General features: G+C 31.1%; 24 protein-coding genes. 15 read left to right on the top strand and 9 right to left on the bottom strand.

Features of this window, described 5'->3' with window-relative positions; genetic code table 11:
- Nucleotides 1–5 precede the first annotated feature (5 nt).
- The 3 genes from Q0998_RS06835 to Q0998_RS06825 all read right to left on the bottom strand — a co-directional run bounded on the left by Q0998_RS06835 (nucleotide 6) and on the right by Q0998_RS06825 (nucleotide 3,144).
- Nucleotides 6–1,331 (bottom strand): M28 family metallopeptidase, encoded by a 1,326-nt coding sequence (locus Q0998_RS06835; RefSeq protein ID WP_299668012.1) that lies wholly within the window; start codon nucleotides 1,329–1,331, stop codon nucleotides 6–8.
- A 12-nt stretch (nucleotides 1,332–1,343) separates the two neighbouring features.
- Nucleotides 1,344–2,663 (bottom strand): hypothetical protein, encoded by a 1,320-nt coding sequence (locus Q0998_RS06830; RefSeq protein ID WP_299668010.1) that lies wholly within the window; start codon nucleotides 2,661–2,663, stop codon nucleotides 1,344–1,346.
- A 94-nt stretch (nucleotides 2,664–2,757) separates the two neighbouring features.
- Complete coding sequence (locus Q0998_RS06825; protein WP_299668008.1) at nucleotides 2,758–3,144, bottom strand: DUF6249 domain-containing protein; 387 nt, start codon at nucleotides 3,142–3,144, stop codon at nucleotides 2,758–2,760.
- Between the two features lie 139 nt (nucleotides 3,145–3,283).
- Between Q0998_RS06825 and Q0998_RS06820 the strand changes: the two genes are divergently transcribed.
- Nucleotides 3,284–3,865, top strand: a complete 582-nt coding sequence (locus tag Q0998_RS06820) for an RNA polymerase sigma factor (RefSeq protein WP_299668006.1) — start codon at nucleotides 3,284–3,286, stop codon at nucleotides 3,863–3,865.
- The gene (locus tag Q0998_RS06815) at nucleotides 3,852–4,262 is read left to right on the top strand and encodes a hypothetical protein (protein WP_299668004.1); all 411 of its coding nucleotides are present in this window, start codon (nucleotides 3,852–3,854) and stop codon (nucleotides 4,260–4,262) included. The genes Q0998_RS06820 and Q0998_RS06815 overlap by 14 nt, the downstream gene beginning before the upstream one ends.
- 24 nt (nucleotides 4,263–4,286) lie before the next feature.
- Here the strand turns inward: Q0998_RS06815 and Q0998_RS06810 are convergent, their stop codons facing one another.
- On the bottom strand, nucleotides 4,287–5,402 hold the full coding sequence (locus tag Q0998_RS06810) for a DUF2914 domain-containing protein (protein ID WP_299668002.1): 1,116 nt from the start codon (nucleotides 5,400–5,402) through the stop codon (nucleotides 4,287–4,289).
- A gap of 147 nt (nucleotides 5,403–5,549) precedes the next feature.
- Between Q0998_RS06810 and yaaA the strand changes: the two genes are divergently transcribed.
- Complete coding sequence (yaaA, locus tag Q0998_RS06805) at nucleotides 5,550–6,308, top strand: peroxide stress protein YaaA (protein WP_299668000.1); 759 nt, start codon at nucleotides 5,550–5,552, stop codon at nucleotides 6,306–6,308.
- Here yaaA and Q0998_RS06800 read toward each other — a convergent pair.
- On the bottom strand, nucleotides 6,305–7,189 hold the full coding sequence (locus Q0998_RS06800; RefSeq protein WP_299667998.1) for a Brp/Blh family beta-carotene 15,15'-dioxygenase: 885 nt from the start codon (nucleotides 7,187–7,189) through the stop codon (nucleotides 6,305–6,307). The two genes, yaaA and Q0998_RS06800, sit on opposite strands and share 4 nt — an antisense overlap.
- An 87-nt stretch (nucleotides 7,190–7,276) precedes the next feature.
- On the opposite strand from Q0998_RS06800, the gene Q0998_RS06795 reads away from it, so the two are divergent.
- Nucleotides 7,277–8,011 carry a bacteriorhodopsin-like gene (locus Q0998_RS06795; RefSeq protein WP_299667996.1) on the top strand — a complete coding sequence of 245 codons (735 nt, stop codon included), beginning with the start codon at nucleotides 7,277–7,279 and terminating at the stop codon, nucleotides 8,009–8,011.
- A gap of 52 nt (nucleotides 8,012–8,063) precedes the next feature.
- On the opposite strand, the gene Q0998_RS06790 is transcribed toward Q0998_RS06795, so the two are convergent.
- Together Q0998_RS06790 and Q0998_RS06785 are read right to left on the bottom strand one after the other, a co-directional pair.
- Nucleotides 8,064–9,488, bottom strand: a complete 1,425-nt coding sequence (locus tag Q0998_RS06790; protein ID WP_299667994.1) for an L-serine ammonia-lyase — start codon at nucleotides 9,486–9,488, stop codon at nucleotides 8,064–8,066.
- Nucleotides 9,489–9,576: 88 nt separating this feature from the next.
- Nucleotides 9,577–9,918 carry a DUF2853 family protein gene (locus tag Q0998_RS06785; protein ID WP_299667992.1) on the bottom strand — a complete coding sequence of 114 codons (342 nt, stop codon included), beginning with the start codon at nucleotides 9,916–9,918 and terminating at the stop codon, nucleotides 9,577–9,579.
- 250 nt (nucleotides 9,919–10,168) lie between these two features.
- Between Q0998_RS06785 and dnaK the strand changes: the two genes are divergently transcribed.
- From dnaK to Q0998_RS06730, 11 genes are all read left to right on the top strand, one after another.
- A complete protein-coding gene (gene dnaK, locus Q0998_RS06780) occupies nucleotides 10,169–12,076 on the top strand; it encodes a molecular chaperone DnaK (RefSeq protein WP_299667990.1) in 1,908 nt (635 codons plus the stop codon).
- Between the two features lie 1,013 nt (nucleotides 12,077–13,089).
- Nucleotides 13,090–13,977: a metallophosphoesterase gene (locus Q0998_RS06775; protein WP_299667987.1), complete on the top strand. Its 888-nt coding sequence runs from the start codon at nucleotides 13,090–13,092 to the stop codon at nucleotides 13,975–13,977.
- Between the two features lie 5 nt (nucleotides 13,978–13,982).
- Complete coding sequence (locus Q0998_RS06770; protein WP_299667985.1) at nucleotides 13,983–14,507, top strand: hypothetical protein; 525 nt, start codon at nucleotides 13,983–13,985, stop codon at nucleotides 14,505–14,507.
- Between the two features lie 59 nt (nucleotides 14,508–14,566).
- Nucleotides 14,567–15,862, top strand: coding sequence for an NAD(P)/FAD-dependent oxidoreductase (locus Q0998_RS06765; protein WP_299667983.1), 1,296 nt, complete (start codon nucleotides 14,567–14,569; stop codon nucleotides 15,860–15,862).
- A gap of 2 nt (nucleotides 15,863–15,864) precedes the next feature.
- Nucleotides 15,865–16,173 (top strand): hypothetical protein, encoded by a 309-nt coding sequence (locus Q0998_RS06760; protein ID WP_299667981.1) that lies wholly within the window; start codon nucleotides 15,865–15,867, stop codon nucleotides 16,171–16,173.
- A gap of 351 nt (nucleotides 16,174–16,524) precedes the next feature.
- Complete coding sequence (locus Q0998_RS06755) at nucleotides 16,525–17,442, top strand: GyrI-like domain-containing protein (protein ID WP_299667979.1); 918 nt, start codon at nucleotides 16,525–16,527, stop codon at nucleotides 17,440–17,442.
- 17 nt (nucleotides 17,443–17,459) lie between these two features.
- Nucleotides 17,460–18,089, top strand: coding sequence for a GyrI-like domain-containing protein (locus Q0998_RS06750; protein WP_299667976.1), 630 nt, complete (start codon nucleotides 17,460–17,462; stop codon nucleotides 18,087–18,089).
- A gap of 99 nt (nucleotides 18,090–18,188) precedes the next feature.
- The gene (locus Q0998_RS06745; protein ID WP_299667974.1) at nucleotides 18,189–20,345 is read left to right on the top strand and encodes a TonB-dependent receptor; all 2,157 of its coding nucleotides are present in this window, start codon (nucleotides 18,189–18,191) and stop codon (nucleotides 20,343–20,345) included.
- 247 nt (nucleotides 20,346–20,592) lie between these two features.
- Nucleotides 20,593–21,012, top strand: a complete 420-nt coding sequence (locus Q0998_RS06740; protein ID WP_299667971.1) for a DUF2141 domain-containing protein — start codon at nucleotides 20,593–20,595, stop codon at nucleotides 21,010–21,012.
- 1 nt (nucleotide 21,013) lies between these two features.
- Nucleotides 21,014–21,643, top strand: a complete 630-nt coding sequence (locus Q0998_RS06735) for a DUF2306 domain-containing protein (protein WP_299667968.1) — start codon at nucleotides 21,014–21,016, stop codon at nucleotides 21,641–21,643.
- Between the two features lies 1 nt (nucleotide 21,644).
- Nucleotides 21,645–22,268, top strand: a complete 624-nt coding sequence (locus tag Q0998_RS06730; protein ID WP_299667965.1) for a hypothetical protein — start codon at nucleotides 21,645–21,647, stop codon at nucleotides 22,266–22,268.
- 77 nt (nucleotides 22,269–22,345) lie between these two features.
- On the opposite strand, the gene Q0998_RS06725 is transcribed toward Q0998_RS06730, so the two are convergent.
- Together Q0998_RS06725 and Q0998_RS06720 are read right to left on the bottom strand one after the other, a co-directional pair.
- Complete coding sequence (locus tag Q0998_RS06725; RefSeq protein WP_299667962.1) at nucleotides 22,346–23,488, bottom strand: amidohydrolase family protein; 1,143 nt, start codon at nucleotides 23,486–23,488, stop codon at nucleotides 22,346–22,348.
- A gap of 71 nt (nucleotides 23,489–23,559) precedes the next feature.
- Entirely contained in the window at nucleotides 23,560–24,102 is a 543-nt protein-coding gene (locus tag Q0998_RS06720) for a 3-hydroxyanthranilate 3,4-dioxygenase (RefSeq protein ID WP_299667959.1), read from the bottom strand.
- Nucleotides 24,103–24,310 lie beyond the last annotated feature (208 nt).

Genomic DNA, 24,310 nt, shown 5'->3' with positions numbered 1-24,310 from the left:
AATTCTTACCTCCAAATTTTATTAGGAAAAACAACCACACTTTCATGTCCGTTTTCTCCAACTGCTGCAACCCCAAAAAAGAAATTGTCAATTACAATACCGTCTAAAGTAAATTCTGTAGTTTCTACATATCTAGAATGATCCCAAGTAGGTGACGTGGTGTCTCTCCAATAGATTTTATAGCCTTTTGCACCTGCTACTTTGGTCCATTTTAATTTTACAGAAGCTTCTACAATTCCACCAATGGCAACCTCTTTTGGTGCCTCTGGAGCCCAAGCTAAGCTTGCCAAACTAATTGCGTTTACAGCTGTCAATTTTTTAGCATAGCCAAAGTTTACATGCTCAAAAGTATCACCATATTTAATTCCATTTTCGGTTCTAATATCTTGATGTTGTTGTGTATAATTTTCATGAGCTTCCATAATACGAATTCCTGCAAAACCCAAATCATTAAAAGGTCTGTGATGCCCACCTCTCCCAAACCTGTCTAACCTATAAATCATCATCGGATTCATTTCTGGCATGTATGTTTTGGTTGTTTTATGAATATAGCGCGCTAATTGTCTAGAAATTCCGTCAACTTCTCCTCCATAGAATCTTCGCATTCTTCTTTCTCTTTCGGTTTCATTTGCAGGTACAGGTTCCGAAAAAATTCGAAAAGATCTATTGTCTATGACACCATCTACACCTTCAATATTACCAATCATATCATTATTTAAAATACCAATAATCTCCCAACCTTTTTCTTTAGCATATTTTGCCAATCCAGCACCACCAAAAAGGCCTTGCTCTTCGCCAGACAAACCCACATAAAGAATACTACTTTCAAATTTATAGTTACTTAAAACTCTTGCTGCCTCAATGGTTCCTGCCATTCCTGAAGCATTGTCATTTGCACCTGGAGCATCTGTAGTAAAATCCATCGTATCACTAGCTCTAGAATCGATGTCTCCACTCATAATTACAAATTTGTTCGGATATTTTGTTCCTTTTTGTATCGCCACAACATTTACTATCCAAGCATCATGAGGTACTCTTCTATTCCCTTCTTTGCTAACGAAATCTTTTTGGTAAAAAACGTCGATACAGTTATTGCAATTTTTAGAAATAGACTCAAATTCAGATTTTATCCAACGTCTTGCAGCACCAATTCCTCGGTTATTAGAAATGGTATCAGAAAAGGTATTTCTTGTTCCGAATTCAGTGAGTGTTTTTACATCTGCTTTAATTCTATCTGCAGAAACGTTCTCGATAATTTGATATATTTTTGAATCTGTCTGAGCAAAATTTATCATTGAGACAAATAAAAGGAATCCTGTAATTTTTTTCATTTGAAGTTGTTTTTATTGTTTAAAATACCAAAATGGGATATCTATCACATGTTTATTTTCTATTTTCTTTGATCTTATAGAAGTTGTTAATCTTTTTAAGTTGATGATATGTTTGCCTTCTGTATATTGTTTTAATGAGACAAATGTTTCGAAACCTATTTGATTATTTATTTCTGTAAATGAAAAATTTGTGTTTATTTTTAGCGCATCTATTTTTAAAGTAAATATTTTTTTAAAGGCTTTCAAATATAAAAAATTCAAACTATCTTTTTTCTGAACATTGACTTTATCTTTAGAAGAAAAGATACCGTTACTAAAACCTCTTTTGTCATCTTCAGGCTCTAAATCTTTATTTTGATCAAAAATTAAATCTTCAATATTTTCCTTGAAAGGAATAAAAAGATGTATATAATTCTCTTTGACTACTTTAGATTGTATGGCTGCTCTTTTAATATATTTATTTTTCTCTAATGTGCTTATATAATTATTATTATCGGAATAATGAACAGATGAGTATTCTTTTGCAGAAATGTAATTAGATCTTATACTATTAGAGGTTACAAAAAAAAATGCTAAAATGTAAATTGGTGTTATGATAAAGGTTAACCTTTTGCTAAACTTATCATCTAGAACATTATATACCAAAGGTCTGTATAAAAAGGAAAGTGTAATAATAGTAAAGATTTTGTAAATTGGAAAGTATAAAAAAGAAGTCCATTCTTTTTTCTTTAAGTATCCCTGTGTTATAAAATCGATAAATACAATAAGGGCTAAAAAAAGAAAAGACATTCCAAATAATACCAATAGTAAAGCCCCTGTCATTTCAGAAAAAAGACCTAATTTCATAAAAAAGTTACTTATTAATACAAGAATCAGAATAACAAGAAAAAAGGAAATAATATAAAATAAATACAAAAAGGTAATTGCAAATAGAATACTACAGTAGTTTTCTAAGGTATTTATATATTTATCAAAAGAACCTACTTTTTTCTTTAGATGATTTGTAAAACGTTTTTTATAATTTAAAGATTCATATTCAATTTCACCGGAAACATAGCGCAAGCCTATAGCGCCAATCCATAAACCTCTTAAAACTACGTGTAATATTAAATTTATAATTAGTACCCAACAAGCAACTAAAGCAATGCCATATAAATATTCGTTATAGCTCTCAACAGCCTTAGCCTCATTCAGCATATTTACTAGAAGGTCTAAAGATGAAACCAAACCAAAAATTGCAAACCCAGAAATTAGCAATTCTAACTGCCAACTTTCTTGCTGTAATTTGTCTAAAAGTTCTTTAAACTTACTATCTGTGTAATCATTTTTCATTAAAAATATTTTTTTAAAGATAGTGACTTTATAAAACACAAAAAAACCACTTTTACTATTTTAAAAGTGGTTGTAAATTGAATAAAAATAAATCTTATTCTTTATCTAATTTTTTTGTCTGTTGAAAGCCAATTAACAGCGCTCCACCAGCACATAAAAAGATAGATGCTGCATAAAACACACCAGAATCGATAGCGTTTTGTGGTCTGTTTTGCCATGAACCCTCATACCCAAAATGATAACTTAATATGGTTGCTAGTAAAATACCTACACCAACTCCCATGGCCAGTAAACCTAAGTTTAAAATTAATACCTTCCAAAAAGGTGCTGTTTTGCGGTCTTGCTGTCCTTTCATAAAAACGGTAGCATCTACGCCTTTATCTATTAGTGCCAGACGTTCTTTATTTCTGGTTGAAAAGAATACATAAAAGATTCCGAAAATGATTGCGAATAAGAACATAAATACGATTGCTACTTCCATAATATTGATTTTAAATTGTTTATTGTTATTGTGTTTGTAGCTTTGACGAATAATTTTAAATAAAGGTTACAGAAAAATTCATTTATTTTTATTTCAAAAAAACTGTAACCTTTTTATTTACTTTACAGTCCTATAGAAAATGGCCAACAAAGACCAACTAATTATTGATAAAGTTTTGCAAGGCAATTCTAATGCTTTCGCAGAATTGGTAAACACCTACAAAGATTTGGTGTTCTCTTTGGCAATAAAAATGACGAAAAATAAAGAAGTTGCAGAAGAGGTTAGTCAAGATACTTTTATTAAAGCCTATAAAAATCTTGCAAATTTTAAAGGCGATTCTAAATTTTCTACCTGGTTATATAAAATTACGTATCATAACTGTTTAGATGAATTTAAAAAGAATGAAAGAAAATATAAAACAGCTACAATTGATGAAGATTTTTCACTAAATTTAAAATCTTCTGATGATGTTTTAAAAACTATTGAAAAAGAAGACAGAGCAAAAATGATGAAAATTTGCTTAGAAGAATTGCCGAAAGAAGAAAAAACCATATTATGGCTTTTCTATTTTAAAGAATTAAGTTTAAAAGAGATTCAAACCATTACCAACTTTTCTGAAGCAAACATTAAAGTAAAATTACACAGAGCAAGAAAACGTTTACTTGGTATTGTAGAAAAACGTTTTGAGCCTGAAATGATCGCACACTATGGAAAAAAATAAACACCACTTAACCGAAGATGCTTTTTTTAAAAAGTACATACAAGAAATAGAAGTAGATAAAACCACCTCCCGTTTTACCGCTACTATTATGGATGCAATTTTAAAGGAAGAACAAAAAACAGTCTTAAAACCTGAACCCTTAATTTCTAAAAAAATATGGGTTGTTTCAGTAAGTTTTATAGCAACTTGTTTGTGGTTCTTATTCAAAGGAAAAAGTACTAGTACCTATAATTTTCCAGCATTAGATACAAGCTCTTTTAGCAATATTGAATTCCCTAATTTATTTGGAAGTATATCAATATCATCAACAGTAATGTATACTGTTATTACATTTTCTATTTTGGCATTGATACAAATAGCCTATTTGAAAAATCATTTTGACAAAAAATTTCAATAATATTATTACAGTTTAAAAAATATTTTAAAATTTCCTTGTAATTCTTCTATGCTTTTTTGTTGAGTTAGACGTTTTAATGTTAAAATCTACCACACCTAGCACTAAATCTTCATCAGTAATTACTTCTACTTTCCATTCACCGTCTATAACATTATTTTTATAACTATAGCCTCTATAACCTTCATCTCTTCCTCCAACAATATTAAAACCAATTTTATCTAAATTTTGCCACTCTTCTGTGTTAGGATCATACCATTTCCATAGATGATAAATTTTCTTTGTTAAATCGGTTGGTGCAAATATCGACGTAAAAACATACACAGGTTGATTCGAGTTCCTGTTAAAATTGATTTTATGATCTCGCCAAAAAATATACCATTCATCAATTTCATAACTCACTATATATGAATTGTCTTCCTTTTCAATGTTGTATGCAACCAATCCTTTATCTAAAGCCAAAGGCACTGGAGGAATCAATTTAAAATAGTAGAAAATGTTTATTAACAAATAAATTCCGAAAATCATACTCACCATTTTCCATTTTGTAATTTCTGTTCTTGCAGAAAGGCTTGTACTATACACTAAAATTATTAAGACAAAAGTTGAAGCCAAACTGATAGCTCCAGAAATTAGAAATATCGTCGTATTCATTTCTTTTAAAATAATAGGCAAAAAGAAACTTAAAAAAGTAAAATTCACGAAGAAATAAGCGCTAAACTGTAGATATTTGTTAGAAACACGTTTTTTAAAAACTTCATTTGCAAAAAGTAAAACTACTAAAATTATAAAAAAACTAGCTGTCTTAGAAAGTGATACACTTCTAGAAAAGTAGATTACGTAGGCACTAGAAAGTCCACCTAAAAAAAACTGAATGGCTAATGGTAAATAATGTCCATATTTTTGAATAAAAGAAGTTTTCCATTTTTCACTATCCACCAAATTAAAAAAATAGATACTAACGGTTAAAAGTATCATATAAGCACACAAAATTATAATATCGTACAATCTATCTATTCTACCTAGCGTAAGAGAATCCCAAGTAAAACCCGCGATAAAAAATAGAAGTGGTGCATATTTTTTATGCTTGCTTATAAATAAATTAAACTTGCTATTCTTATATTTAACAAGACTTCTTTTCATATTTTTGGTTTCATTGATAAAATGTGAATATAGATAAATTTTATGAATGGAAGCATCAATTTAAAATAACATAAAATTCAAAAATAGTCTGAATCATTTGTATATTTATATTTTAATTTTTCTCAAAAATTTTTCAATTTAAGCAAAATGAAAATCATCATCTCTCCAGCAAAATCTTTAGATTTCGAAAGCACAGTGCCTACCGATTTATATACACAACCTCTTTTTTTAGACCAATCTGAAAAGCTGAATAAAAAACTAAAAACACTTTCTAAAAATAAATTATCAGATTTAATGTCTATTTCGAGTGATTTGGCTGCTTTAAATTATGATCGAAATCAAGATTGGAAAACTCCATTTACTAAGAATAATGCCAAACAAGCTATCTATGCTTTTACAGGTGCTGTTTTTCAAGGAATTGATGTAAATTCTTTAGAGGAAGAAAAAATACAAATATTACAAGATCGACTTCGCATATTATCTGGTTTGTACGGTTTGCTAAAACCTTTAGATTTAATTCAACCTTACCGATTAGAAATGGGCACAAAATTAAAAGTAGGTAGAAAAGAAAACCTCTATAAATTTTGGGATACTACAGTTGCTGAAGCTTTAAACGAAGAATTGGCGGATGGTGAATTATTAGTCAATTTAGCAAGTACAGAATACTTTAAAGTAATTCCTAAAAAAGTTTTGAAAGTTCCGATGATTACACCGGTTTTTAAAGATTTTAAAAACGGACAATACAAAACCATTATGACCTATGCCAAAAAAGCACGTGGCTTCATGGTTCGTTATATTATTGATAACAACATTACAACAATTGAAGAATTAAAAGGGTTTGATATTGAGAAGTATCGTTTTTCAGAAGAAATGTCTTCTGGAAATGAGTTGGTGTTTACCCGCTAACTTTTCATTTTATACATCACCCAAGTATGTGGTGCCGTAACTGCAAATAAAACCGCAAAAACTATGGTTGAAAATAAACTAGCTTGAGGTATTATCTGATACAAAATTAGTAAACTAAGAACACTAATTCCCCAATAAATAAAGGCTTTTTTAATATAAAAAAGTATACTTTCTTTTGTTAAATTTCCAGAAATAAACTCAACTTGATTTATAATTGATGGTATAGAATGCCAAAAAATAAAATAAATAGCAAAACCCAAAATGAGTGAGCATGTTTTAAAAACAACAAAAAGCAATCCTAAATAAAAAACTTCTTTTAACAGTTTTTCTAATTTATACATCTTTTTTAAGACTATATACAAACCTGCTAATAAAAGAATAGCAGAAGAAGTAATTAAAGAAATTTCTATTTGATACTTTGTAAATGTAACACCTGTAAGCTCAATCATAATTTCATCAACATCAGCCATCGACTCGTAAAATAACATCATAAAAAGAAACAGTCCATAGGACGTAAAAAAAATAGAATTGAAGATTTTATTTACAGTTATTTTTTCTCCAAAGTGCTCTTCACCAAAATGATAAGAACTTAATAGAATAAATAATAAAATAGCTACAAAAGGGCTTATCAAATAAACTACCACGCAACCCAATATAATACTTAAATAAATTGTTAGATGCTTTCTAAAAATATTCCTCTTTTTTTCTCCTTTAGATAAAATTAGTAAATCATTTGCCCCATGAAGTATTCCTATAGAAACAATCATTACAAAAGCAACAGAATCTTCTACGAATTCGCCAAACTGTATACTAAACCAAAACAATAAAAATGTAAAGAAAATCATAAAATTTTGATAATTCTGCTTTAAAAATGATTCCATTTTACAAAGTTATCAATTTAATTTGTATTTTTGTTTAATGTTTTGTACAAAACATTAAACATTTTTTACTAACTTAATTCTTTAAATATGAATTTATCAATTAATTTTTTGTCTGTCGCTAAAATGGCTACAGATGATTATGTTGGATTTACTTTTTTTGTGGGATGCATGGCTATGATGGCTGCATCTGTATTTTTCTTTTTATCAATGAATAGTTTTGATAAAAAATGGAGAACATCAATTTTAGTTTCTGGGCTTATTACTTTTATAGCTGCAGTACATTATTGGTATATGAGAGATTATTGGGCTTCAAACGTAGAATCTCCAACCTTCTTTCGTTACGTAGATTGGGTATTAACAGTACCTTTAATGTGTGTTGAGTTTTACTTGATTTTAAAAGTAGCTGGCGCAAAAAGATCTATGATGTGGAGACTAATCTTCTTATCGGTAGTTATGCTTGTTACAGGGTATATTGGAGAAACTATAGATAGAGAGAATGCTTGGCTATGGGGTCTAATCTCAGGTATAGCATACTTTGTAATTGTGTATGATATTTGGTTTGGAACTGCAAAAAAACTAGCTGTAAAAGCCGGCGGAGCAGTATTAAGCGCACACAAAACTTTATGTTGGTTCGTATTAGTTGGTTGGGCAATTTACCCAATTGGTTATATGGCTGGAACTCCAGGATGGTACGAAAGTGTGTTCGGAGGATTCGATTTAAATGTTATTTATAATATTGGTGATGCGATTAATAAGATTGGTTTTGGTTTGGTTGTTTACAATTTAGCGATTCAAAGCTCAGAAAAAACTCCTGCTCTTTAAAATTAGCTATAATTATACCTAAAGATACTCCCGAGTATCTTTAGGTTTTTATTTAACAATCAACAATTCTTACAGTCACTGCCAAACCACCTTCAGAAGTTTCTTTGTAGTTTTTATTCATGTCTTTTGCCGTTTCCCACATCGTATCAATTACCTTATCTAAATGCACCAAAGATTCTTTAGGGTTTGTTTCTAAAGCAATTTCTGCTGCGTGAATTGCCTTTATTGCACCCATAGAATTCCTTTCTATACAAGGCACTTGCACCAAACCTCCTATAGGGTCGCAGGTTAAACCTAAGTGATGTTCCATCGCTATTTCTGCGGCTGACAATACTTGTGCTGCTGTTCCGCCTAACAACTCTGTTAAGGCTGCTGCTGCCATGGCAGACGAAACACCTATTTCTGCTTGGCAACCTCCCATGGCTGCAGAAATTGTAGCATTTTTCTTAAAAATACTGCCAATTTCGCCAGCAACTAATAAGAATTTTTTAACATGACTAAAATCAGCTTCGTGATTTTCTATCACCATATAATACATTAAAACTGCAGGAATTACTCCTGCACTTCCATTTGTTGGTGCGGTTACTACTCTACCCAAAGCTGCATTTACTTCGTTTACAGAAAGTGCAAAACAACTTACCCATTTTAAAATTTCTCTAAATTTTACCTCTGTACTTCGTATGGCAGTGAGCCATTCTTTAGGATTTGTATAACTCGTATCTTTTATTAATTTCTGATGCGTGTCAAAAGCACGTCTTTTTACATTCAATCCTCCAGGCAGTATTCCTTGTGTATGACAACCTGTATACATGCATTCTAACATGGTGTCCCAAATTCTATGCAATTCTTTGTCTATAAATTCAGCCGAGTTTAACTCTAATTCATTTAAAAGTACAATTTCAGAAATTGCTAAATGGTCACGTTCGCAAAACTCTTCTAATCGAATGGCTCTATTTATAGGATATGGAAAATTCTTTTTATTGATTTCAATCTCCTCTTCTAAATGGTCATTTTCTTGCACAATAAAGCCACCACCAATAGAATAATATCTTTGGGTAGAAATTTCTTCACCTTTAGAAAATCCTGTGAATTTAATTCCGTTGGCATGAAAAGGTAAAAACTCTCTATTAAAAATAATTGAGGTTTTAAAAAAAGGGACGAATCTTTCTTGATTGAAAAAAAGTTGTTGGTTGTTTTTTATTTCATCAATAATGGAAGCAATACTTTCAATCGGAATGTATTCTGGATCTGCACCACTTAAACCCAACTGAATTGCCAAATCTGTAGCATGTCCCTTTCCTGTTAAAGAAAGAGAACCGTACAAATCAACCTGAATACCGTCAATTACATAAAATTTTTTATTTTCTTTTAATTTCTGAATCCATTGTTCAGCAGCTCTCCAAGGACCTAATGTATGTGAGCTTGACGGGCCAACGCCAATCTTCAACATATCAAAAACACTAATAAATTGCGACATTCGTAAAAATGATTAAGTAAAACGCTGTAAATGTAAAAAATCCAACTCAATGAGTTGGATTTTTTCATATAATTTAAAAGATATGTATTTAGAAACCGTAAACAGATTCTTTATCAAATTTTTTCATCAGCATGTAATAAACTACTGCTCTGTATTTTTTTCTTTCAGATTTCCCAATACGATCCATCACTTCATTAATTCCAGCGTCTAATTCTGGACCATCCTTTAAACCTAGTTTTTTGATTAAAAAGTTATTCTTTACAGTTGCCAATTCTTTTGCATCAGAGCCAGAAACAGTTTCTGCATCTGCTTTATAGATTGATGGGCCGAGACCTTTTGTAACAGCGGCTAATAAATCTGAATTGGAACGAAAATCTCTATCGTCCATAAATTTCTTGTATAATGCTACTTTTTCATCGAATTTACTCATGTTTTTTAGGTTTAAGAGTTTATATAAAATGTTAATTCTAAAAAGAACTATCCAAATATAAGAAAATAATTTGCTATTTCAGCTATTCTTCTCTGCAATGAATTAGAAACTAATTATGTCAATATGTCATAATTTAATTTATTTATGTTTTTAAAACTGACATTTTACAATAAAAAAAACGGTTGGCACACAGTTTGACTAATTGTAACTGTAAAATTGAAAAACGAATTTAAATTATAAAATAAAAATTATGAGTAAAATTATAGGAATCGATTTAGGAACAACAAACTCTTGTGTCTCTGTAATGGAAGGTAATGAGCCAGTTGTAATTCCTAATGCGGAAGGAAAAAGAACTACACCATCTATTGTAGCTTTCGTAGAAGGTGGAGAACGTAAAATTGGTGATCCTGCAAAAAGACAAGCAGTAACAAACCCAACAAAAACAGTGTATTCTATCAAACGTTTTATGGGGAATAAATTTTCTGAATCTACAAAAGAGGTAAAAAGAGTACCTTATAAAGTAGTAAAAGGAGACAATGATACACCAAGAGTAGATATTGATGGTCGTTTATACACACCACAAGAAATTTCTGCAATGGTGTTACAGAAAATGAAAAAAACTGCTGAAGATTATTTAGGAACGGATGTTACTGAAGCAGTAATTACTGTACCTGCATACTTTAACGATGCACAAAGACAAGCTACAAAAGAAGCTGGTGAAATTGCAGGTTTACAAGTAAAAAGAATTATAAACGAACCTACAGCAGCTGCATTAGCGTACGGATTAGACAAATCTCATGACGATAAGAAAATTGTTGTTTTTGATTTTGGTGGTGGAACACATGATGTTTCTATCTTAGAATTAGGAGATGGTGTTTTTGAAGTATTGGCAACAGATGGTGATACACATTTAGGTGGAGATGATGTTGATGAAAGAATTATTAATTGGTTGGCTGACGAATTTAATGCAGATGAAGGTTTAGACTTACGTAAAGACCCAATGTCTTTACAACGTTTAAAAGAAGCTGCTGAAAAAGCAAAGATTGAATTATCTTCTTCTGCTTCTACAGAAATTAACTTGCCTTATGTAACTGCTACTGCTAGTGGACCAAAACACTTGGTGAGAACCTTGTCTAGAGCTAAGTTTGAGCAATTAATTGACGATTTAATAAAAAGAACCATAGAGCCTTGTGAAACAGCATTAAAAAATGCAGACTTAACAATCTCTGATATAGATGAAATTGTTTTAGTTGGTGGTTCTACAAGAATACCTGCTGTACAAGAAGCGGTTGAAAAATTCTTTAAAAAAGCACCAAGTAAAGGTGTAAATCCTGATGAAGTTGTTGCTTTAGGAGCTGCAATTCAAGGTGGCGTTTTATCTGGAGATGTAAAAGATGTATTATTATTAGACGTTACACCTTTATCTTTAGGTATTGAAACAATGGGGAATGTTTTTACAAAATTAATTGATGCAAACACAACCATTCCAACAAAAAAATCGCAAGTATTTTCTACAGCAGTAGACAATCAGCCATCCGTAGAAATTCACGTTTTACAAGGTGAAAGAGCTATGGCAGCAGATAATAACACTATTGGACGTTTCCATTTAGATGGTTTACCTCCAGCACAAAGAGGAGTTCCTCAAGTAGAAGTAACTTTTGATATTGATGCGAATGGTATCATTAAAGTTTCTGCTTTAGATAAAGGAACCAATAAATCTCATGAAATTAGAATTGAAGCTTCTTCTGGTTTATCTGAAGAAGAAATCGAAAAAATGAGAAAAGATGCAGAAGCAAATGCTGACGCTGATAAAATTGCCAAAGAAACTGCAGAAAAAATCAACGAAGCAGATTCTATGATTTTTCAAACAGAAAAGCAATTAACAGAATTTGGTGATAAATTATCTGATGATAAGAAAAAACCAATTGAAGCTGCTTTAGTAGAGTTAAAAGCGGCACATGAATCTAAAGATTTAGCGCAAATTGACACTGCATTAGCAACCATTAACGAAGCTTGGAAAGTTGCCTCTGAAGAGATGTATGCTGCACAAGGTGGTGCTGAAGGAGCAAATCCTGAAGCAGCACAGCAAGGTGAACCTGAAGCAAGTGATGCACAAGGAGACAATGTAGAAGATGTAGATTTCGAAGAAGTAAAGTAAATGAAATAGTATTTTGTTTTTACAAAATACGTAATTGAATTTATCCCGCTGAAAAGCGGGATCTATTTTAAAGCAGAGAACCAATAAGTTTTATTGCGTGAATCGCTGATACCTGTGAAAACAGGTATCCACAGAGACTAAAAATTTTCTATGGATTGCTTATCCCGTTGAAATACAGAATCTTTAAATAAATTATTAAAATCCCACTTTTTTAGTGGGATTTTTTTCGTTCCTATAACATCCAATATGAGTATGTTGAAGATATAGATTTCGAAGAAATAAAGTAAATGAAATAGTATTTTGTTTTTACAAAATACGCAATTGAATTTATCCCGCTGAAAAGCGGGATCTATTTTAAAGCAGAGAACCAATAAGTTTTATTGCGTGAATTGCTTATACTTGTGAAAACAGGTATCCACAGAGACTAAAAATTTTCTATGGATTGCTTATCCCGTTGATAAACGGAATCTTTAAATAAATGATTAAAATCCCACTTTTTTAGTGGGATTTTTTTCGCTCCTATAACATCCAATATGAGTATGTTGAAGATGTAAATTTCGAAGAAATAAAGTAAATGAAATAGTATTTTGTTTTTACAAAATACGCAATTGAATTTATCCCGCTGAAAAGCGGGATCTATTTTAAAGCAGAGAACCAATAAGTTTTATTGCGTGAATCGCTGATACCTGTGAAAACAGGTATGCACAGAGACTAAAAATTTTCTATGGATTGCTTATCCCGTTGATAAACGGAATCTTTAAATAAATGATTAAAATCCCACTTTTTTAGTGGGATTTTTTTCGCTCCTATAACATCCAATATGAGTATGTTGAAGATATAGATTTCGAAAAAATAAAGTAAATAAAATAGTATTTTGTTTTTACAAAATACGCAATTGAATTTATCCCGCTGAAAAGCGGGATCTCTAAAAAAGTTAAAACGCAATCATTAAGTTGGTTGCGTTTTCTTATACCCTTATTTAAATTCTATAATTTTGACTATTTTTGAATCCGATGAAAAAAATAATATTCTTAATTACTATTTTAATTAGCATTCAATCTTGCCAAAACTCAAAAGACACTTCTTTTAAAATTGGAGTCATTTCAGATTGCCAATATTGTAATTGTGACGTTAAATGGGACAGATACTATAAGGAATCTCCTAAAAGATTGAAAGAAGCTGTTAAAACTTTAAATAAAGACACCTTAAAATACACCATTCATTTAGGTGATTTTATTGATAAAAATTTTAAGAGTTTAGATAGTATATTACCCACTTGGCAAAATCTAAAATCGCCGTCTTATCATGTTTTAGGAAATCATGATTTTGAAGTAAAAGATTCATTAAAAAAAGAGGTCTTAAAAAAACTAAACATAAAAAATAGGTATTATAGTTTTATTGAAAATGATTGGCGTTTTATAGTTTTAGATGGTAACGATTTAAGTTTTTATGGAGCTTTAACCGAAACTAAAAAACAACAAACAGATTCAATTTTTGATTTATTAAAAGATAAAGATTTGCCTTTTGTAAAAAAATGGAACGGTGCTTTAAGCAATACTCAATTAAAATGGATTCAAAAAGAATTAGATAAAGCTCTTGAAAAAAACCAAAAAGTAGCTTTCTACTGTCATTTTCCTATTTTCCCTATCGATCAACATACTATTTGGAATAGGGCGCAATTTTTGTCTGTTATAAAACCGTATAAAAATGTAAAACTATTTTTTAATGGACATAACCATGCAGGTGCATATCAAGAAGTAGATAATGTACATTATTTAACTTTTAAAGGAATGGTAGATACAGAAAACACCTCAGCATTTGCAACCGTTAATTTTGATAAAGACACTGTTACTATAAATGGATTTTATAGAGAGCCTTCAAGGAAACTCGTACTTAAATAATTATATTGAAAACCTACAATCAAACCAACTTCTTCAAGCATACTTTTTGTGAATTCCAACAAATTGATCATTTTGAGTTTCCAGAAAACACCAACTACAAAAGCAAGTCTGAAAGCACCTATTTTTATACTGACAAAGGTGTTTACAGAAAATCAAATCATTGGGGAAGAGTTGCCAATTGCAGGTGGAAGTTAATGGCATTAACAAATTACAAAAACCAAGATAAAGTCATTGGTTTTGCAAAATGGAACGACTTCTACCCAATCAATTCAACCGAAAAAATATTTTTTATTGATGTAAATTTCGAAGAAAAAACAGCAAAAATTCAATCAAAAAAAGAGCACCAAATACATTATTTATTTTCATTTTCTGAGGCACAACAAAGAATAAAACAAATACATCATCTTTTTAAAGATGATAAATGGGCAAACTATTTTGATTTAGAAATAGACAAATTACAAATCAAAGTCATTTCAGCATTTATAAACTCAAATAAAACACTTCAAGAAATTAAAAGAGCTCAAAAATAAAATCCTTTTCAGTAAATTTGCAATCTAAACTTCTAAACATTTCAAACGCAACATCTAATATGAACATTCCTCAAACAAGTTTTCCTAGAGTTGTAATCATTGGTGGTGGTTTTGCAGGTTTAGCTGCAGCAAAAGGTTTAGAAAAACAAGAATTACAAGTTGTCTTAATAGATAAACACAATTATCATACGTTTCAACCATTACTGTATCAAGTTGCTACAGGTGGTTTAGAACCAGATTCTATTGCTTTTCCTTTAAGAAAACGTTTTAATGATGTTGAGAATTTTTATTTCAGATTGGCCGAAGTAGTTCAAATTCAACCAGAAAAAAATACACTTAAAACTTCCATTGGAAACTTAGAATATGACGAATTAATTATTGCTTCAGGCTCTACAACCAATTTCTTCGGAAATAAAAATGTAGAAAAATATGCGATGGAAATGAAATCTGTTCCACAAGCATTAAATATTAGAAGCTTGGTTTTAGAAAATTTCGAAGAGGCCTTGCTGACTTCAAATTTTGAAGAAAGAAATGCTTTGATGAATTTTGTTATTGTGGGCGGTGGTCCAACAGGTGTTGAATTGGCGGGTGCTTTGGCAGAAATGAAAAAAGGAATTTTACCTAAAGACTATCCAGATTTAGACATTAGGCAAATGCAAATTAATTTGATACAAAGTTCTGGCGAAATTTTAAAAGGAATGAGCGCAAAAGCCTCTGAAAAAGCAGAAGATTTCTTAATAAATTTAGGCGTAAACGTTTGGAAAAACTTACGCGTTTTAGACTATGATGGGAAAACGGTTACCACAAATGGAGAAGATTATTTTAAAGCAGAAACGGTTATTTGGGCAGCTGGTGTAAAAGGAGAAACCATTGATGGTTTAAAAGAAGAATGTATTATTGAACGCGCTGCAAGAATAAAAGTGGATGAATTCAACAAAGTAAAAAATTATACGAATATTTATGCAGTTGGTGATGTGGCTTGCATGACCTCAGAAAAAACACCCAACGGTCATCCCATGATGGCGCAACCTGCAATACAGCAAGGAAAATTAGTTGCTAAAAACATCTTAGCAAAGCTTTTGAATAAAGAGCAACGTCCTTTTGTGTATAATGATAAGGGTTCTATGGCAACCATCGGCAGAAATAAAGCAGTTGTAGATTTAGAAAACTGGAAATTTCAAGGAGTTTTTGCTTGGTTTGTTTGGATGTTTGTCCATTTATTTTCTTTAATAGGATTTAGAAACAGAGCAATTGTATTTCTAAATTGGGTCTACAATTACATTCGTTTCGATCGAGAAACCCGTTTGATTATTCGACCTTACAAGAATAAAAATAAATATTCTTTTAAAATATAAATATGGCAACTAAAAGAATGGTAAAATGCCCCAATTGTGGTGTTTTTAATACGAATAAAGAATATTGCACCAATTGTAATACACTCATTTCTCACAAAAAAAAGAGAGAAATTAGAGCTGAAGCAGGAAAAGAAAAAAGAGTAAAGGAAGCTATCTATGAAAAAGAGAACCCTAATTTAGCCGAGAGATTAAAAAAGCATCCGAATATATTCTATAAAATGGCAGGTTGGATTCTATATTCTGCCATTCTGGTGGTTAGTACAATTGGTGCAGGTTTGGCATGGTTTATTGCAATGGTAGCAGCTGGATAAGATGAAAAATATATTATTAAACTATTTTTTATTTTCTCTTTTGTTGGGAACATTTATATATGTTTCATCTCTTTTAAATATTCAGTTGCCCAAAATTATTCAATTTTACTTGAATGATTTTTTAATCATTCCTATTGTTCTTTACATTTGTCTTCAGGTTTTAAAATGTACCAAAAACAATCAAAATTATAAAATTCCTTTAGCAATCATTTTATATCTCTGTTTTTTATACAGCATGCTGTTTGAATTTATTTTTCCAAATTATTTAGCAAGATATACAAAGGACTATGTAGACATTCTTTTATACTTTGCAGGTGGAATTTTATTCTATCAACTTCAAAAAATAGATCAATGAATGCTACTAAAGTTGCGAAAGAAACCATTGCTAGATTACATATAGCAATTCAGTTTATAGAAGAAAATTTATCTGAAAAATTAAGTTTAGAAAGTATTTCAAAAAAAGCCTTCTTTTCTCCTTTTCATTTTCACCGTTTATTCTCTGTTGTTGTGGGTGAAACTTTACAAAATTTCATCACTAGAAAAAGAATCGAAAAAGCGGCTTCCTATTTATTACATCAAAAAGAAAAATCGATAACAGCCGTTTCTGAAGCGGTGGGTTTTGAAAATCTATCTTCGTTCTCTAGAGCTTTCAAGAGTTTTTATGGCATTTCACCAAAACAATTCAAAGAAGAAAGTCCAGATAAATTTAGCAAGATTTGTAAAACCATTAGCAAGAACGGACAAGTAGAAATTTCTTTTGAGCAGTACATTTGTAATATCAATAACGCTTTAAAATGGTTACAAATGAATGCAAAAACAACTGTTGAAAAAATAGACAAGTTACATCTCGCTTCTATTTCTCATAAAGGAAAAATGGAAGCAATTAGCACGGTTTATGACAAATTGGTAAAATGGGCAGCGCCAAAAGGATTGATGAATGAAAGAACCAAAATGGCAACTATTTATCATGACAGCCCAAAAATTACAGATCCAAATAATTTAAGAATGAGTGCTTGTCTAATTTTAAACGAGCCTATAAAAGTTGATGGAGAAGTTAATTTAAGAACTATAGCAGCTACAAAATGTATTGTTTCTAAATTCGAAATTACACCGTTTGAATTTCAACAAGCTTGGGAATCTTCTTTTGTTTGGATGGTAGAAAATGGACATAAAAAATCAACCATTGATCCGTTTGAAATCTATCATAATAATGCTGCAGAACATCCAGAAAACAAATTCATTGTAGATTTATGTATTCCTGTTTTATAAATTTTAACTGATTACTGATGAAACACGAATGGAGAAAAAAGGAAAAACAAGTTTATATTCCAAAAGCGAAACCAGAACAAATTGTAATACCTGAATATAATTTTTTTACAATATCAGGAAAAGGAAATCCAAATAGTAATCATTTTACTAATTTCATAGCTCCTTTGTATGCACTTTCTTATGGAGTAAAGATGAGTTTAAAACAAAAACCTGTTTTAGAAAATTACTTTGACTACACGGTGTATCCACTTGAAGGAGTTTGGGACATTTCTGAGAAAGCAAAGAAAAATTTCAACCCTAATTCACCAATTGATAAAGATAAATTGATATTCACTTTAATGATTCGGCAACCCAATTTTGTTACGAGAGACTACGCTTTAGAAATGATAAAAAAAGTAACAATTAAAAAACCAGCTCTTTTTATTGATCAGGTAAAATTTGTAAAAATAGCAGAAGGAAATTGTGTGCAAATGCTCCATATAGGTTCTTATGACAATGAAGCAACAACTTTTAAAATAATGGAAGAATTTGCTGAACAGCATAATTTAGAAAGACAATCTAAGATTCACAGAGAAATTTATGTATCAGATTTTAGAAAAGTTGCTATTGAAAAACTTAAAACGGTCTTGCGTTTTAAAGTCAAATAAACATGTTACAGTTCATCATTCTTAAATTACAACTCGGTACTTCTTTTTATTTTTAAAAGCAAAACGAATACATCTTTGTAGCATCAAAAAACCAATAAGATGAAACGAATGCTATTTTTACTTTGTACAGTTTGCCAATTTTCCATCAGTGCCCAAACTACTATTTCAGGAAGAGTTACTGATGCAAAAAACAATCCTGTTTTTGGGGCAAATGTGTATTTAGACGGAACTTATGATGGAACTTCAACCAACGAAAAAGGAGCGTTTTCTTTTAAAACAGCAGAAAAAAATGCACAAACTCTGGTAATTTCATTTGTTTCTTTCGAAACGTATATTAAAACTGCTGATGTTTCCACATTACAAAACTTACAAATAAAATTACGCGATGATGTAAATACTTTAGACGCAGTTGTGATAAACGCAGGTACTTTCGAGGCGGGTGATAAGGCAAAAGTCACTGCCTTAAAACCTTTAGACGTTGTAACTACAGCAAGTGCTTTAGGAGATTTTGTAGGCGCGCTACAAACACTTCCAGGAACAGCCACTGTTGCAGAAGATGGGCGTTTATTTGTACGTGGTGGTGAAGCAGAAGAAACGCAAATCTTTATAGATGCCGCACGTGTTTTTACACCTTTTACACCAACAACTAATAACATTCCAACAAGAGGACGTTATTCTCCCTTTTTATTTAAAGGAATTACCTTTTCTACAGGTGGTTATTCAGCTGAATACGGACAAGCTTTATCTAGTGTTTTATTGTTAAGTACCATTGATGAACCAGATCAAGAAAAAACAGACATTACTTTAATGACGGTTGGTGTAGGGGTTGGAAATACTCAAAAATGGAATCGTAATTCGTTTAGTATTAATACAACTTACATCAATTTAGCACCATATTTAGAAATTTTTAAAGATAGAAATACTTGGAAAAAACCTTTTCAATCTTTAAACGGAGAAATGGTTTTTAGACACCAATTTAAAGATGATTCGATGCTAAAATTATACAGCGCATACAGCTATTCAAGTTTAGATGTTTTACAAGATCATATTAATTTTGAAGAAGGGTTAAGATTCGGATTAAACAATAAAAATCTCTATTTTAATGCTTCTTATAAAAACAAATTTGGACATAACTGGAAATATGAAACAAGCGTAAGTTATACCAATGACAACGCTACTATTAAAATTATTGATGATCTTGTACATAGCAATGACAATTCTTTTCACTTTAAAGCGAAGTTAAAAAAGCGTTTTTCTAGTAGAGCACGTTTAAGTTTTGGTGCAGAATATTTTATAACCAATTATGATGAAAGTTATACTCCAAACAATAGTAATAGATTTACGTATGGATTCGATAATAACATTTTTGCCTCTTTTATAGAAACAGATATTTTCTTTTCAAAAAACTTGGCAGCAAAAGTGGGTCTTAGAGCTGAGAACTCAGAATTATTAAATGAATTTACACTTTCTCCAAGAACGTCAATATCATATAAATCAGGAACAAATTCTCAATTCTCATTGGCCTATGGTCAGTTTTACCAAAACCCTAACAATGAATTTCTAAAATTCAGTCAAAATTTAAAAGCACAAACCACCTCGCATTTCATTGCCAATTATCAATCTGTAAAACAAGGTCAGATTTTTAGAGTTGAAGCCTATTATAAAGATTACACTAGCTTGGTAAAGTTTGATAGCAATCAACCTAATTTTGACACCAACTTCAACAATAATGGAAGCGGTTTTGCAAAAGGTTTTGATGTATTCTGGAGACAAAATGGAAAGATAAAAAATACTGATTATTGGATTTCTTATTCTTATTTAGAAACAGAAAGAGACTACAGAAACTACCCAACAGCAGCAAGACCAGGTTTCGCCTCAAAACACAATTTATCTATAGTCACCAAACATTGGATCGAAGATTTTAAAAGTCAAATAGGTTTCAGTTATCAGTTTGCATCTGGCAGAAATTACACAAACCCTAACGAACCTGGTTTTTTAAATAACGAAACCAAAAACTTTCATAATTTGAGTTTTAATTGGGCCTATTTAATAGACCAACAGAAAATTGTATATTTCTCTGTAAACAATGTTTTAGCAACAAAAAACATCTTTGGTTACGATTATAAAGACACACCAAATAGCAATGGTAATTTTGAAAGACAAGCAATCATACCAAACGCAGATAGTTTCTTTTTTGTAGGTTTCTTTTGGACCATTAGTGATGACAATAAATCGAATCAGTTAGATAATTTATGATTTTTAAGAGCTATTTCCAGCTTTCGCTACTCGCTTTTTCATCTCTAAAAAGAGATAAAAAGAGCTCAAACAGACCGCTCAATCTGGGCTAAACCTATTTAAAAAACTTTAGTAGCATAAAAACAAATAGAAACTTTGAAACTTTAAAAAACACAATTCAGCAATAAAAAACTACAATTCGGTATGTTTCTTGTGTAAAAGAACTAAAAACATCAGATATTTGAATCATCAATAAAAAACAACTACAATGAAGAATACAATCTTAATAATCACTCTTATATTTAGTGGAATTTATACCACAACCTCACAAGAAGAGAATTTTAATTTAACCGTACATATATCTGGCTTAGCATCAGACAGAGGAACTTTAATGGTAGGGATTTATAATAAAAAAGAAAATTTCTTAAAAAAACAATTTAAAGGAGATGTTGTACATATTAGCGATAAAAAATCGGTAGTTGTTTTTAAAGATTTACCAAAAGGCGAATATGCTGTTTCCTTTGTTCACGATGAAAATAACAATAAAAAAATGGACACGAATTTCTTTGGAATACCAAAAGAAGCTTATGGTTGCTCTAACAATGCAAAAGGTTTTATGGGACCTCCAAAATATGAGGATGCAAAATTTCAATTAGCAGAAAACAAAACAATCAATATAAAAATTTAAAATGGCAATCAAAAAAATTCCATACTATGTTCTAGCTATTTCTTGTGTGGCTATTGGTTTATATCCTGCAATATATTTTATTATTGATAGAAAATTCGGACTCTTAGCAAGCAAATCAGATCTTCTTTTAGCAGATACTCTTTGGAATACATTTTTTTATACACATATTATTCTAGGAGGAATTGCCTTATTAATTGGATGGATTCAATTCAATAAAAAGTTTAGAACTAAAAATTTGAAAATTCATAAAAGTATTGGCAAAATATATGTTCTGTGTTGTTTAATTAGTGGAATTGCTGGTTTCTATATCGCTTTACATGCCACAGGCGGGATTAGCCCCAAATTAGGATTTTTAGCCATGGCAATTGTTTGGTTTTTTACAACGCTTTTTGCATTTATTGCAATTAAAAATGGAGATGTTATTAAACATCAAAAATTAATGATTTACAGTTATGCCGCCTGCTTTTCAGCAGTAACACTTAGAATTTGGTTGCCAGTTTTAACAATATATTTGGGTGGTTTTTTATCAGCATATAAAATTGTTGCTTGGTTATCTTGGGTTCCAAACATTATAGTCGCATACTTTATTATTAAATATCAATTTAAAAATCAACAACCTATAACTATATAACATGAAAAAATCAATCATTATTATCGCCCTTTTATTTGTAGGTAGTATTGCTGCACAATCAAAATATCAAAAAGGGATGCAAAAGGCATTTTCTCTTTGGGAAACTGGAAAAATGTTAGAAGCTTCTCAGCTATTTGAAAGAATATCGAAAGCAGAACCAACAAAATGGAAGCCTGCATATTATGCTGCCACTGTAGAAATTTTAGGTAGTTTTGGATTAAAAGATGAAACGAAGTTAACAGCCAAATTAAATAAAGCGCAAGCTTTTTTAGATGTTGCAAAATCGAATTCAGAAAACAATCCAGAAATAATTATTACACAAGCGTTGTTAAACCTTGGTTATATTGCTTTTGATGGACAAAAATACGGAATGACTCTGTCTGGAAAAAACAATCAATTATATGCAAAAGCCTTAGCAATTGCGCCAGAAAACCCAAGGGTAATTCTAGGCTATGCTGAATGGAATATGGGTACTGCCAAGTTCTTTGGCAAATCTACAAAACCCTATTGTGACCAAATTAAAAAAGCAATTGAATTAGGCAAAAAAGAGAAAAATGACATCGAATTTTACCCAAAGTTTATGTTATCAAGAGCTGAGGAAGTTTTAAAAAGATGTGAAGGGTAGAAAAGTTTTTAGTCATCAGTATATAGTTTTCAGTCAGGTACTTTTGACTGCTAACTGAAGACTGTCTACTGCATACTCTAACCAAGAATTTTGCGCACCAAATCTCGCTTCGCTTTTTCATCGTCTCCAAACAACCATTGTAAAACGTTGTCTTCCCAAATCTCTCCTTTTTCTGTTTCTGAAATAATCTTTTTCTCAATGGCTAAATCCAAAATTTTTCCAGGATACGAAGATTGTTTATCACTTTCCATTTCACCTAAGGGATACGGATCATCTAAGCCCATTAAAACCTGACTTGTACCTTGTCTTTCGAGCATTAATTTTAAAGAATCGGTATCGTGAACCAGCGTATCAAAAAAGATATTTTTATGTCCAACTGCTTTTCGTGGATGGTATTTTCCTTCAAATAAATCGGGTCTTCCGTCAAAACCTTGAATCCTTCTTCCTAAATTCATTTGTGCCAATTGTCCTCCGTGTGCGAAACAGGTTCTAATATTTTTAAAGCGTTCTTGCATGCCATTTAACGTATAAAAATGATAGGCATCACCACATTGTGCCAACATCCAAATTAAGTGAAAACGCCAATTGGTATTTTCTAGCTTTATCATTTTATCTCCGTCATAAGGATGAATTTCAATCGCTAATTTGTATTGGTCTGCCAATTCAAAAATTCGATCATTTTCTTCATCAAAAACACAACGCCATTGCCCAATAGAATCCATAAAATGTGTTGGCAAACACAAGACCTTTAAATCTAATTCTTCCACACAACGTTTTATTTCATCCAACGCCCCGTATATAAACCCAGGATGCACTACAAAACCACATGTAAATTTATCTGGATGGTCTTTTTGCACTTTTGCATTAAAATCATTCTGAAAACGCAACGCTTTTTTCATTTCTTCTAAACGCAATCCATTCCCGTACAATTGAGAAAGATTTAAAATCACGGCGTGGTCTAGCTTGTTTTTTTCCATCCATAATAATTTCTCATCCAAGAAAAAACTAGAATCTGTTACAGGTCTACTCCATCCTTTTTGCAACATATGTTTGCGTTCATCATCTACCCAAAAGATCTCTTTGTCCTTCATAAATTGAGGAATTTGCTCTGGATAAGGCAATAAATGTGAATGTCCGTTGATGCGTAGTTTGCGACGCCCATTTCCACCCCCCTTTTCCCCAAAGGAGGGAATATTTTTACTTTCTAATGGATTTGACATTACTTTTTTGATTTTAGAATTTGGTTTGTACTTTCAAATTGATATGAGATAAAATAAAATTTACGCAAATATTACGCATTGTCCCCCTTTGGGGGAACGGGGGCTTCCATTACTGTTCCACAATTATCACAAGTTCTTTTTTCTTTATCAGCATAAAATTTATCAAAAATTACTGGCATATCTGTTTCAATATTATCCAACGCAAATTCTTCTCGATACAATTGATTTCCACAATTTTCACAATACCATTCCAAGGCATCTAACATTCCTTCCGAACGTGGATATTCAATCACCAAACCAACGGTGTTTTCCTTTCTTTGTGGTGAATGTGATACTTTACCAGGTAATAAATAGATATCACCTTCGTTAATGGCTACGTCAATCATTTTTCCCTTATCATCTATGATCTTTAAAATCATATCTCCTTCTACTTGATAAAAAAACTCTGGAGTATCGTTGTAATGATAATCTTTTCTATTGTTCGGGCCACCAACCACCATCACAATATAGTCGCCATTATCCCAAACTTGTTTATTACCAACTGGTGGCTTTAATAAATGACGATGTTCATCAATCCACTTTTTAAAATTTAAAGGTTGTACTAGCTTACTCATATTAAAATCCCATCCTAGCCTTCCCATCACGTCTGCGCTCAATGCAGGCTAAGGAAGGAGCTCCAAACTGGGTGAAATTTGGAATCTTTTATTAATAATTTGTTATAATTTTAAATATACTAATATAATAATTATTGAGTTATACGTTTAGCTTCTGTTTTATTAATTTTTGATATACTGGCTTTTCTTCAACCATCCTACAAATCGT

The organism is uncultured Polaribacter sp. (assembly GCF_947501385.1).
Lineage (GTDB): Bacteria > Bacteroidota > Bacteroidia > Flavobacteriales > Flavobacteriaceae > Polaribacter.
The sequence above is the reverse complement of the archived record's forward strand: the minus strand, read 5'-3'. Positions and strand labels throughout refer to the sequence as shown.

What these genes read in the sequence shown, in the direction of transcription:
- Q0998_RS06835 (WP_299668012.1), bottom strand. Translation starts at nt 1,331, where the DNA reads ATGAAAAAAATTACAGGATTCCTTTTATTTGTCTCAATGATAAATTTT.
- Q0998_RS06830 (WP_299668010.1), bottom strand. Translation starts at nt 2,663, where the DNA reads ATGAAAAATGATTACACAGATAGTAAGTTTAAAGAACTTTTAGACAAA.
- Q0998_RS06825 (WP_299668008.1), bottom strand. Translation starts at nt 3,144, where the DNA reads ATGGAAGTAGCAATCGTATTTATGTTCTTATTCGCAATCATTTTCGGA.
- Q0998_RS06820 (WP_299668006.1), top strand. Translation starts at nt 3,284, where the DNA reads ATGGCCAACAAAGACCAACTAATTATTGATAAAGTTTTGCAAGGCAAT.
- Q0998_RS06815 (WP_299668004.1), top strand. Translation starts at nt 3,852, where the DNA reads ATGGAAAAAAATAAACACCACTTAACCGAAGATGCTTTTTTTAAAAAG.
- Q0998_RS06810 (WP_299668002.1), bottom strand. Translation starts at nt 5,402, where the DNA reads ATGAAAAGAAGTCTTGTTAAATATAAGAATAGCAAGTTTAATTTATTT.
- yaaA (WP_299668000.1), top strand. Translation starts at nt 5,550, where the DNA reads ATGAAAATCATCATCTCTCCAGCAAAATCTTTAGATTTCGAAAGCACA.
- Q0998_RS06800 (WP_299667998.1), bottom strand. Translation starts at nt 7,189, where the DNA reads ATGGAATCATTTTTAAAGCAGAATTATCAAAATTTTATGATTTTCTTT.
- Q0998_RS06795 (WP_299667996.1), top strand. Translation starts at nt 7,277, where the DNA reads ATGAATTTATCAATTAATTTTTTGTCTGTCGCTAAAATGGCTACAGAT.
- Q0998_RS06790 (WP_299667994.1), bottom strand. Translation starts at nt 9,488, where the DNA reads ATGTCGCAATTTATTAGTGTTTTTGATATGTTGAAGATTGGCGTTGGC.
- Q0998_RS06785 (WP_299667992.1), bottom strand. Translation starts at nt 9,918, where the DNA reads ATGAGTAAATTCGATGAAAAAGTAGCATTATACAAGAAATTTATGGAC.
- dnaK (WP_299667990.1), top strand. Translation starts at nt 10,169, where the DNA reads ATGAGTAAAATTATAGGAATCGATTTAGGAACAACAAACTCTTGTGTC.
- Q0998_RS06775 (WP_299667987.1), top strand. Translation starts at nt 13,090, where the DNA reads ATGAAAAAAATAATATTCTTAATTACTATTTTAATTAGCATTCAATCT.
- Q0998_RS06765 (WP_299667983.1), top strand. Translation starts at nt 14,567, where the DNA reads ATGAACATTCCTCAAACAAGTTTTCCTAGAGTTGTAATCATTGGTGGT.
- Q0998_RS06760 (WP_299667981.1), top strand. Translation starts at nt 15,865, where the DNA reads ATGGCAACTAAAAGAATGGTAAAATGCCCCAATTGTGGTGTTTTTAAT.
- Q0998_RS06755 (WP_299667979.1), top strand. Translation starts at nt 16,525, where the DNA reads ATGAATGCTACTAAAGTTGCGAAAGAAACCATTGCTAGATTACATATA.
- Q0998_RS06750 (WP_299667976.1), top strand. Translation starts at nt 17,460, where the DNA reads ATGAAACACGAATGGAGAAAAAAGGAAAAACAAGTTTATATTCCAAAA.
- Q0998_RS06745 (WP_299667974.1), top strand. Translation starts at nt 18,189, where the DNA reads ATGAAACGAATGCTATTTTTACTTTGTACAGTTTGCCAATTTTCCATC.
- Q0998_RS06740 (WP_299667971.1), top strand. Translation starts at nt 20,593, where the DNA reads ATGAAGAATACAATCTTAATAATCACTCTTATATTTAGTGGAATTTAT.
- Q0998_RS06735 (WP_299667968.1), top strand. Translation starts at nt 21,014, where the DNA reads ATGGCAATCAAAAAAATTCCATACTATGTTCTAGCTATTTCTTGTGTG.
- Q0998_RS06730 (WP_299667965.1), top strand. Translation starts at nt 21,645, where the DNA reads ATGAAAAAATCAATCATTATTATCGCCCTTTTATTTGTAGGTAGTATT.
- Q0998_RS06725 (WP_299667962.1), bottom strand. Translation starts at nt 23,488, where the DNA reads ATGTCAAATCCATTAGAAAGTAAAAATATTCCCTCCTTTGGGGAAAAG.
- Q0998_RS06720 (WP_299667959.1), bottom strand. Translation starts at nt 24,102, where the DNA reads ATGAGTAAGCTAGTACAACCTTTAAATTTTAAAAAGTGGATTGATGAA.